Source organism: Streptomyces sp. MK37H, assembly GCF_018035285.1.
GTDB classification, from domain to species: Bacteria; Actinomycetota; Actinomycetes; order Streptomycetales; family Streptomycetaceae; genus Streptomyces; species Streptomyces endocoffeicus.
Map to the genome: position 1 here is coordinate 1 of NZ_JAAAYH010000334.1, position 9,977 is coordinate 9,977.

The 9,977-nt window shown below is 72.2% G+C and carries 6 protein-coding genes; 2 read left to right on the plus strand and 4 right to left on the minus strand.

From position 1 onward, the window contains the following. Positions 1 to 211: 211 nt before the first annotated feature. Positions 212 to 763 (minus strand): MarR family winged helix-turn-helix transcriptional regulator, encoded by a 552-nt coding sequence (locus GWI24_RS32995; protein ID WP_210949725.1) that lies wholly within the window; start codon positions 761 to 763, stop codon positions 212 to 214. A 159-nt stretch (positions 764 to 922) separates the two neighbouring features. Between GWI24_RS32995 and GWI24_RS33000 the strand changes: the two genes are divergently transcribed. After that, positions 923 to 2,233 (plus strand): MFS transporter, encoded by a 1,311-nt coding sequence (locus GWI24_RS33000; RefSeq protein ID WP_210949730.1) that lies wholly within the window; start codon positions 923 to 925, stop codon positions 2,231 to 2,233. Between the two features lie 128 nt (positions 2,234 to 2,361). Here GWI24_RS33000 and GWI24_RS33005 read toward each other — a convergent pair whose 3' ends face one another. Together GWI24_RS33005 and GWI24_RS33010 are read right to left on the minus strand one after the other, a co-directional pair. Beyond that, a complete protein-coding gene (locus tag GWI24_RS33005) occupies positions 2,362 to 4,329 on the minus strand; it encodes an ATP-binding SpoIIE family protein phosphatase (RefSeq protein ID WP_210949726.1) in 1,968 nt (655 codons plus the stop codon). 235 nt (positions 4,330 to 4,564) lie between these two features. Next, positions 4,565 to 5,872 (minus strand): NAD(P)/FAD-dependent oxidoreductase, encoded by a 1,308-nt coding sequence (locus GWI24_RS33010; protein ID WP_247617194.1) that lies wholly within the window; start codon positions 5,870 to 5,872, stop codon positions 4,565 to 4,567. A gap of 369 nt (positions 5,873 to 6,241) precedes the next feature. Between GWI24_RS33010 and GWI24_RS33015 the strand changes: the two genes are divergently transcribed. After that, a complete protein-coding gene (locus GWI24_RS33015) occupies positions 6,242 to 6,967 on the plus strand; it encodes a TetR/AcrR family transcriptional regulator (RefSeq protein WP_210949728.1) in 726 nt (241 codons plus the stop codon). Positions 6,968 to 7,103: 136 nt separating this feature from the next. On the opposite strand, the gene GWI24_RS33020 is transcribed toward GWI24_RS33015, so the two are convergent. Then, positions 7,104 to 9,977, minus strand: a 2,874-nt coding sequence (locus GWI24_RS33020) for an NB-ARC domain-containing protein (protein WP_210949729.1), incomplete at its 5' end; no start/stop codon positions are given.

A 9,977-nucleotide genomic window follows, 5' to 3' on the forward strand; every position in this document is an offset into this window, starting at 1 on the left:
TACTTTAGCGGATTCCCCCGGATGCTCATAATCGAGTTCCCCGGTCCGAATTCCGGCATGCCGAAATCCATCCCGATGAGGGGCCGTGCAGTAGTGGTTTGCCGCCGGTGCGGCTCGAGTGCTGACCGGTGAAACCGTTACGGCTCCGTGGCAGCTCGGAGTACATTACGGATCGCCCGGACCCGTGTCAACCTCGCTTAGGCCGAATGGCTCAGTCGAGGTCGCTCAGCCGTCCCTCGGCGTCGGGCTGGTCCTCCTCCACCCGGCGCAACACACGGGTGAGCATCTCGCCGAGGGCTCCGCGCTCCTCGCTGGAGAGGTCCTGGAGAAGGTCCGCCTCGAAGACCGTGGCCTGACGCATCGCCTCGACCCACTTCTCCCGGCCATCCGGAGTCAGCTCGACGATGACGCGGACGCGGTTGTCCGCATCACGCTCACGGGTGACCAGACCCTCGTTCACCATGCGGTCGATGCGGTGGGTCATGGCGGCCGGGGTGAGGCCCAGCCGCTTGGCCAGGTCGCCGGGGCCCAGGCGGTAGGGAGCCCCGGAGAGGACGAGGACCTTGAGGACCTCCCACTCGGAGTTGCTGATCCCCAGCGTGGCGGACTGGCGGCCGTAGGCGACGTTCATCCGCCGGGTGAGCCGGCTGAGCGCGCTGACGACCTGCTCCACCTGAGGGTCCAGGCCCTGGAACTCACGCCGATAGGCCGCGATCTGCTCTTCGAGGCTCAGCAGGTCGTCCGGGTCGGGGGTCTCCGCCATGTGCGGAGTATGACACGAAACTCATTGGCGCTGAAGTCCTTCACTCTGTACTCTTAAGCATTGAAGTTTAGCTTCGAAGTCTTCAGACATCGATCCTCCGGGCTGACCCGCAGGTCAGGCCCGTAGTCCTTTGACCCTCCTCGACCTAGGTAGGTGAGTGTGACCACCGCGATGGGCGCAGCGCTGCGCCGTATCCAGCTGGGCAACGCGCTGAGCGCGTTCGGCAACGGCTTCACGGTTCCGTTCCTCTTCGTCTATGTGGCGCGGGTGCGGGACCTCGGCGCGAATACCGCGGGCATGGTGCTCGCGACGTTCGCCGTGGCCGCGCTTGCCGTGCTGCCCTTCATCGGTCGGGTGATCGACCGGCGAGGGCCGCTGTCCGTTGCCGTCGCGGGCGCGGTCGCCGCCGCTGTCGGATCGATGGGGCTCGGGCTGGCGGCGAGCGAGCCGCTGGTGATCGCCGCGGCCGGAGTGCTGGGCGCGGGCATAGCGGCCATACAGCCGGCGCTGGCCACGCTGATCGTCTGGTGCTCGACGCCGATCACCCGTTCGCGGGCCTTCGCCACTCAGTTCTTCCTCGGCAATCTGGGGCTCGGCGTCGGCGGGCTGCTCGGTGGGCTGCTGGTGGACACCTCCGCCGCCTCGAGCTTTGTGCGGCTCTTCGCGATCGACGCGGTGATGTTCCTGGTGCTCGGCGCGGCGGTGGCGACCGTAAGGCTGGAGCGGACTCCGGTGTTCGACGACCCGGTGCCGACCGTCGATGAGCGGCTCGGCAGCCCCGGCGGCTGGCGTGCTCTGCTCGGCCACCGCGCCATGGTGCAGCTGTGCGCGCTGGGCTTCGTCATGTTCTTCGCCTGCTACGGCCAGTTCGAGTCCGGGCTGTCGGCGTTCGCGGTGGATGTGGCCCGGATATCGCCGTCGATGCTGGGCATCGCCCTGGCCGCGAACACGGCGGCGATCGTGCTGGCGCAGTTCGTCGTGCTCAAGCTGGTCGAGCGGCGGCGGCGCAGCCGGGTGATGGCGCTGGTCGGGCTGGTCTGGATGGTGGCGTGGTGCGCCGCCGGGACCGCCGGGCTGATACCCGGGAGCCAGGCCGTCGGCGTCACCGCGATCATCTCGGCGTACGCGCTCTTCGGGCTCGGTGAGGCGATGCTGTCGCCGACCGTCGCGCCGCTGGTCGCCGATCTGGCACCGCCGTCGGCACTCGGTCAATACAACTCGGCGTTCGCGCTGGTCAAGCAGCTCGCCCTGGCGGTGGGTCCGGCCGCCGGCGGGCTGATGGCGGGCGCCGGGCTGTACGGGGCGTACATCGTGACGCTGATCGTCTGCTCGCTCGGCATCACCGCGCTCGCGCTGATGCTCGGCAGGCGGCTCACGGCTGAACAGGACAATCCGCTGCGGGCGGTCGCCGGGGCCGCGGTGCCGGCGCCGCGGGCGGCCTCGTCGGACGAGGTGACCACCGCGGCCTGAGCCGCCCGTCCACTCCGCCATCGCCCTGGCGCGGCGAAGGAGCCAGTCGGCTCCGCCGTGCCAGGGCGATCTGTCGGTCGGGGGCGGTCGTGTCCCCGCTCAGGCCCGTGCTCCCGGGCCCCGTGGAGCTAGCCCGCCGGCAGGGCGAACTCGCACCACACCGCCTTGCCGCCGCCCGGGGTGCGGCGCGAGCCCCAGGACGAGGCGATGGTCGCGACGATTGAGATGCCGCGTCCGGCCTCGTCCACCGGTTCGGCCCGGCGGCGGCGCGGCAGATGCTCATCGCCGTCCGTCACCTCGATGATCAGGCGGCGGTCGGTACGGCGCAGCCGCAGCCGCATGGGCGGTGTGCCGTGCTGGAGGGAGTTGGCCACGAGCTCGCTGGCGGCGAGCACGCCCAGATCGCGCAGCTCCATGGGGAACCGCCAGCTGGCGAGGACCCCTGAGGCGAAGGCCCGGGCGCGAGGTGCGGCTTCCACCCCGCCGAGGAGTTCCAGCGCGGCGTTGTGGAAGAGCTCCGCGTCATGCCCCGTACGGGCGGGGTGCTGGAGGACCAGCACCGCCACATCGTCGTCGTGCTCCGCGGTGATGCCCAGGGCCCTGATGAGGCGGTCGCACATGACCTGGGGCGAGCCGGTCGCGCCCGCGAAGACGCGCTCGAGCGCGGCCACACCGTCGTAGATGTCCTTGTCCCGCCGCTCCACCAGGCCGTCGGTGTAGAGGACCGCGCTGGCCCCGGGGCTGAGCGGGACCGAGCCGGTGGTGTGCAGCCAGCCGCCGGTGCCGAGGGGCGGTCCGGTGGGCTCGGCGGCGCGGCGCACGGTGCCGTCCGGGTCGCGGACCAGGATCGGCAGATGCCCTGCGGAGGCGTAGACGAGGCGGTTCTCATTGGGGTCATGGACGGCGTAGACGCACGTGGCGATCTGGTGGGGGTCGATCTCGGCGGCCAGACCGTCGAGGAGTTGCAGGACCTCGTGCGGCGGGAGGTCGAGCCGGGCATAGGCGCGTACGGCGGTGCGCAGCTGGCCCATGACGGCGGCCGCCCGCACCCCGCGGCCCATGACGTCGCCGATGACGAGGGCGGTGCGGCCGGCGCCAAGGGTGATGACGTCGTACCAGTCGCCGCCCACCGCCGCGTCCGTGCCGCCGGGCTGGTAGGTGGCGGCGACCCGCAGATCGTCGGGCTGCTCCAGCCCCTGGGGGAGGAGGCTGCGCTGGAGGGTGACGGCGGCCTCACGCTGGAGGCGCTCGCTGGCGCGCAGCCGCTCCGCGGATTCGACCTGGTCGGTGACGTCGGCCCCGAAGACGAGCACGCCGCGCACCGGCTCGGTGGCCGTGCCGGTGTCGGCGGCGACGGTCTCGGGGGCGACCGCCTCCGGCACGGCGACGGCCTTACGGATGGCACCTTCCCGGATCGAGCCGTCCACCGGCGATCCGTCCACGGGCGTTCCATACGCGGGCGTTCCGTCCATGGCCCCCGCCCCCGCCCGCTCGTCCGCCGGCCGCGCGGGGGCGACGACCTTCGGCGCGGCCATCTCGATCGGGGAGCAGGTGAAGGTGTAGTAGCCGTGGCGGGACCGGCCGGGGCCGGGGGCCGCGCCCTCCTGCCGCGGCCCGGGCGTGGTCGCCGGGCCGCCCGCGGGTACCCGCCGGGACTTGACCGTACGGGGCTTGCCGCTGCGCAGGACCTGGTCCATGAGCGGCAGCAGCCCCAGCTCCCTCAGCTCGGGCAGGGCCTGGCCGGCGGGTGTGCCGGGGGCCCGGGAGCCGAAGAGCTCGACATAGGTGTCGTTGAGGTAGGCGATGCGGTGCTCGGGGCCGTAGACCACCGCGACCAGCGCCGGCACCTGGCCGAGGAGGTCATGGGCGGACAGCCCGTCGAGGGTCGGGACGGCGGCGGGCGGCGCGGCGTCGGAAGGGGCGGCAGCCGGAGGCTCACCGCGCCCCGAGGGGTCGGCGCTCTCGCCCCGGGCCGCCGGGACGGAGCCGCCGCCCGCGGCGGCCGCGGGCTTCGGCCGCCGCGCACCGCGGTCTGCCCGGGCGGCGATGCGTCGCTGGGTTCGGGGGAGCCGGGCGCTCCAGCGCGTGAAGTTCACTGCGGATTACCTCGTGGGGTGGTGGCTGAGCGGCGCGCCGGCGCGGGATCGGGGAGATGGGTGCGGGTACGGGGGACGGCCCCCAGGGGAATGCAGCAAACTTCCGAATCCTCGCGATTGTCACTCTTTGCAGATACGAGCCCACCCATGGTCACACGACCAGTGTGGCCGACCGGACTGACATCCGTGAGACGCCGATCGTGGGAGGGGAGTTCCCGGCTCCGCCCCGATCGGCTCAACTGGCCCCGGGCTGGCGACCGGTGTCCGCGGCGAGTTTGAACTCGGCACGCGGGTTCTCCAGCGACCCCAGCGAGACGATCTCGCGTTTGAACAGCCCCGACAGAATCCATTCGGCCAGCACGCGTGCCTTACGGTTGAACGTCGGCACCCGGCTGAGGTGGTAGACGCGGTGCATGAACCACGCCGGGTAGCCCTTCAACTTGCGCCCGTAGACGTGTGCGACGCCTTTGTGGAGCCCCAGGGAGGCCACGGAGCCCGCGTACTTGTGCGCGTAGTCCGTGAGCGGCTGACCCGCGATAGCGGCGGCCACGTTCTCGGCGAGGACCTTGGCCTGGCGCACGGCGTGCTGTGCGTTGGGGGCACACTCCGCACCGGCCCGGTCGGCCGTCAGATCGGGCACCGACGCGGCGTCCCCGGCCGACCATGCGTGCTCCACGCCCTCGACCTGGAGCGCCGCGGTGCATTTGAGCCGGCCGCGCTCGTTCAACGGCAGATCGGTGGAGGCGAGGATCGGATGCGGTTTGACGCCCGCGGTCCACACGAGCGTGCGGGTGGGGAAGCGCGAGCCGTCACTCAGTGCGGCGACCCGGTCGGCGCAGGAGTCCAGGCGGGTCTCCAGTCGCACATCGATATTGCGGCCGCGCAGCTCCCGGACGGCGTACTTGCCCATGTCCTCGCCGACCTCCGGAAGGATCCGGTCGGTGGCCTCGACGAGGATCCACTTCAGGTCTTCGGGGGCGATGTTGTGGTAGTACCGGACGGCGTACCTGGCCATGTCCTCCAGCTCGCCGAGCGCCTCGACGCCCGCGTATCCGCCGCCGACGAAGACGAAGGTCAGCGCCGCGTCGCGGACGTCCGGGTCCCGGGTCGAGGAGGCGATGTCCAGCTGTTCGAGGACATGGTTGCGCAGGCCGATGGCCTCCTCGACGGTCTTGAAGCCGATGCCGAACTCGGCGAGGCCGGGGACCGGGAGGGCGCGGGACACGGATCCGGGGGCCAGCACCAGCTCGTCGTAGTGGATGTCGACCGTGCCGGTGCCCTCTTCCTCCGTGGCGAGGGTTCTCACGGTCGCGGTGCGTTTGCCGTGGTGGATCGCGGTGGCCTCGCCGATGACGACCGTGCAGTCGGGCAGGACCCGCCGCAACGGCACCACCACATGGCGGGGCGAGATCGATCCGGCCGCCGCCTCGGGCAGGAACGGCTGGTAGGTCATATACGGCTCGGGGTCCACCACGATGATCTGCACGCCGCCGTGCCTCAGCTCCCGCTTCAGCTTTCGCTGGAGGCGCAGCGCGGCGTACATCCCGACGTAGCCACCACCGACAACGAGAATGCGCGCTGGTTCCTTCACCCTCCCATGAGGCACGCGCGACCGCGGTTTGTCCACAGGCCCGACGAATTGTGTGACCGGACGGCTCACTCGGCCTCGAGCCGCGGAATCGGTTACACGTACGAAATGTCCGCAGGTCAGCCCCGGGATGCGTGGGGGCAAGCGGGCGGATAGTCGGAAAGAGGTGGTCTGCTGCTCTGATCGGGGGGCGTTCTGTCCCGAGCTACCCTCTTCTTTCTTGACCTGCGCTCAACTATGTTCGTACTTCGTCGGGGTTGTGACTGCCTCGACAGTCTGGGCGGGGAGTCTCCGGGGGGAGACATCATTACCGGGGGATCGCTTATGCACCTTCAGGGTTCGTCATGGTCCACAGCCGTCGCGTCGTCGGACGGAAACGGCGGACGGAACACACCGCTGCGCGTGGACGCGCAGCGCAATCTGGAGCACGTCCTGCGGGCGGCGCGCGAGGTCTTCGGCGAGCTGGGGTACGGGGCTCCGATGGAAGACGTGGCGCGCCGGGCGCGGGTAGGGGTGGGCACCGTCTATCGGCGGTTCCCCAGCAAGGACGTGCTGGTGCGCCGCATAGCCGAGGAGGAGACGGCAAGGCTGACCGATCAGGCGCGGGCGGCGCTGGGGCAGGAGAACGAGCCGTGGTCGGCGCTGGCCCGGTTCCTGCGTACTTCGGTGGCGTCCGGCGCGGGCCGGCTGCTGCCGCCGCAGGTGCTGCGGGTCGGGGTGGACGTGGAGACCGAGATCCGGCTGCCGCAGCAGCGGCAGGCGGCGTTAGCCGCACCGGCTCAGCCGGAGCTCCGGCTGGTCGAGCGGCCGATGGTCGCTGAGGACGAGCCGGACGACGCGGGCGCCGCGGCGCTGCTGGAGGTCGTCGGGCAACTGGTGGAGCGGGCACGGGCGGCGGGCGAGCTTCGCCCGGATGTGACGGTCGCCGATGTGCTGCTGGTGATCGCCACGGCGGCGCCGTCGCTGCCGGACGCGGCACAGCAGGCGGCGGCCTCGGCCCGGCTGCTGGACATCCTGCTGGACGGGCTGCGGTCACGCCCCATCGGGTGATGCCGTCGGCCCCGGAGCGAGACATGTGCTCGTTTTCGCGCGTCGGTTTCAGGGGGTGAGCGGCGCGTCTCGCCTCCTCCGTATGAGTGACGACATGTGACGGTCGGCCGGGGCGTCGCACCTGCTCGTGCCCGCGTCAGCGGGCGGGCGGCGGAGCGGCGCTCCGGCCGGCGGTTGCGGCCGGGTCGGCGGTTGCGGCCTGGGTGCCAGTGGCGTCGGAGGCATCGGTGGCACCTGAAGCATCGGCGGCGTCGAGAGAGCTCAACGCCTCGTCGAGCAGGCGGAGGGCCTCCTCGGGGGTCAGGGTCGTGCTCTCGGTGCGCAGCTTCTCCACCGCGTCCTGGCCCAGCGTCTCGCTCGCGCGCGCCGCGGTCGCGCCGACGTCCCCGGCCACCAGCGGTGAGCGCGGCAGCCGACCGCGCCAGCCGTCGGCGGCGCCCAGCAGCCGCGCGGCGAGCCGCTCGTGTCCGCATCCAGCCAGGAGTTCGGCCGCCGACTCCGCCTGATGGGCCAACAGCGGCTCCATGGAGTTCACCGCGAGGCCATCGCGCAGCGTGTTCCGCAGCTTGCGCAGTCCGCCGACCAGATCGCCCTCCAGGCCGGTGATGCGGGCGTCCAGGCCGTTGGCCACGACCCAGAACTGCGGTGGCGAGGTGCCGCGCAGCGCACGCTGCCGCGCGGCGTCGCAATACGTCCTGGCCCGTGCCAGATCGCCGCGTACCAGCTGGGCCTCGCTGCGCACGATGTCGTTGAAGGCCAGCACGTCCTGGGTGCCGCAGCGCTCCGCCTCCTCCTCGGAGCGTTCCACCAGCCTCAGCGCGCCCTCCACGTCCCTCTCGTTGACGGCGAGGTCGGCGAGGCGGGTGTAGAGGAAGGGCACCTCGGTGTGGGCGCCGAGCTCCTGCGCGAGCCGCGTTGCCCTCTCATAGGCGGCCCTCGCCTCCTCGAACCGGCCACGATGGGTGGCGATCTCGCCACGCGCGCCCTCCACCTGGGCGAGCATCCAGCGGTCGCCGACGCGGGCGGCCAGCTCGCGCAGCTCGGCCAGATCGTCGCCGGCGCTCTCGACGCCGCCCGGCATGTCGATGGCGAGGTGGGTGCGGTACATCAGCGAGACGCCGAGTGCCCAGTCGTCGCCGTGAGCCCGGCAGTCGGCCACGGTCCGGTCCATGAGCGGCAGCATCTCGCCGCTGAAGCCCTCGATGACGAAGGCCGTGAAGGGCCACAACAGACCCGGGAAGCACGCTCTGCGGGGCCCTGGATGGCTCGCGTAGGCGTCGCGCATGCGTACCGCGGCGTCCCGGATCTCGGGGTCGCTCAGATCCGGGCCGGTGCCCTGCTCGGCGAGCAAGAAGAAGAGCAGCAGCCGCAGGTCCATGAACTGCCAGTACCGGGTGGCTTCCTCGTCGACGCCGTCCTCGCCATCCGGAACCCGGGCCGGGATGAGCGGGAACTGGTCGAGGGGACGGCTGCCGCCCGGTGCCCGGTCCGCCGCGCCGTCCGTGCCGTGGGGGCGGCCCTCCAGGGCCAGGGCACGGCCGACCCATGCGGCGCCCTCGTCCCGGTAGTTGCGCAGCCACCAGAACCATGCCAAGTCGCGGATGAGCGCGAAGACGGTGCCCTCGTCCGCGGTGGTCAGGGAGCGGTGCAGTGCTGCCCGGACGTTGTCGAGGTCGGTCTCGACGAGGCGCAGCCAGGGCAGTTGTCCGGCGGAGCGCAGACGGGGCTCGGCGGTGCGGATGAAGTCCCGGAAGTGGGCGGTGTGACGGGCCACTGCGGCCTTGTGGTCGGCACGGGCCGCGGCGTCCTCGGTGGCGCGCTCGCCGACGTACTCGTTGATGGTCTCCAGCATCCGGTAGCGGGGCTCGCCGCCCACCGGGCCGGAGGACTCCGCCGCCGCACCGTGCGACGGATGGTCGACGATCAGCAGCGACTTGTCGACCAGCGCCCCGAGCAGTTCCAGCACCTCGGCGGGCGCGATCCTGGCCTGGGGGCGCGTATGAGAGCGCGTGGGGGCGCGCGTCTCGGCGTACGCAACCGTGTCTCCCGGCTCCGGCGTGCCCGCCGTCGCGTCCGTAAGGGCGCCATGGATGCGGACGCCGTCGTCGATGACGCCATCGGCGTCCGTGCCGTCCGTAAGGGCGCCCGCGCCGGGCGGGGCGTCCGCGCACACCGCCTCGGCCGCGGACAGGGTCCACCCGCCCGCGAAGACCGACGCACGGCGCAGCACGGTGCGCTCGCGCTCGTCGAGGAGGTCCCAGGACCACTCGACGACGGCCCGCAGGGTCTGCTGGCGCGGCAGCGCGGTTCTGCTGCCGCTGGTCAGCAGGCGGAAGCGGTCGTCCAGCCGGTCCGCGATCTGGCGTGGGGTCAGCAGCCGCAGCCGCGCCGCGGCCAGCTCGATCGCCAGCGGCAGACCGTCCAGGCGGCGGCAGATCTCCGCGACCGCGGCCGCCGTGTCCGGGTCCGCCGCCGGGTCGAAGCCGGGCCGTACGGTGGCGGCGCGCTCGGCGAACAGCTGGTGGGCGGGGGCGGGCGGCAGCGGTTCCACCGGCCTTACGGTCTCGCCGGGCACCCCCAGCGGCTCCCGGCTGGTGGCGAGCACGGTCACCCCCGGGCAGTGCGCGAGCAGGGTCTCGGTGAGCCGGGCCGCGGTGTCGATGACGTGCTCGCAGTTGTCGAGCAGGAGCAGCAGCCGGCGGTCGGCGCAGTACTCGACGAGCCGACTCGTCGGATCCCCGCCGTCCGCGCCCGTGGTGCGGCTCTCGAGCCCGGAGGCGAGCAGCATGGTCTCGCGGCGGCCGACCGCGCTCAGGACGGCGCCGGGGACGGCGGAGGGCTGGTCGAGCAGGGCGAGTTCGGCGATCCAGACGCCATCCGGGTAGCCGTCCGTCACGGCCCCGGCGGCCTCCTCGGAGAGCCGGGTCTTACCGGAGCCGCCAGGGCCGGTGAGGGTGACCAGTCGGGCGCCCTCCAGATCGCGGAGGATGTCGCCGATCTCCTGCTGGCG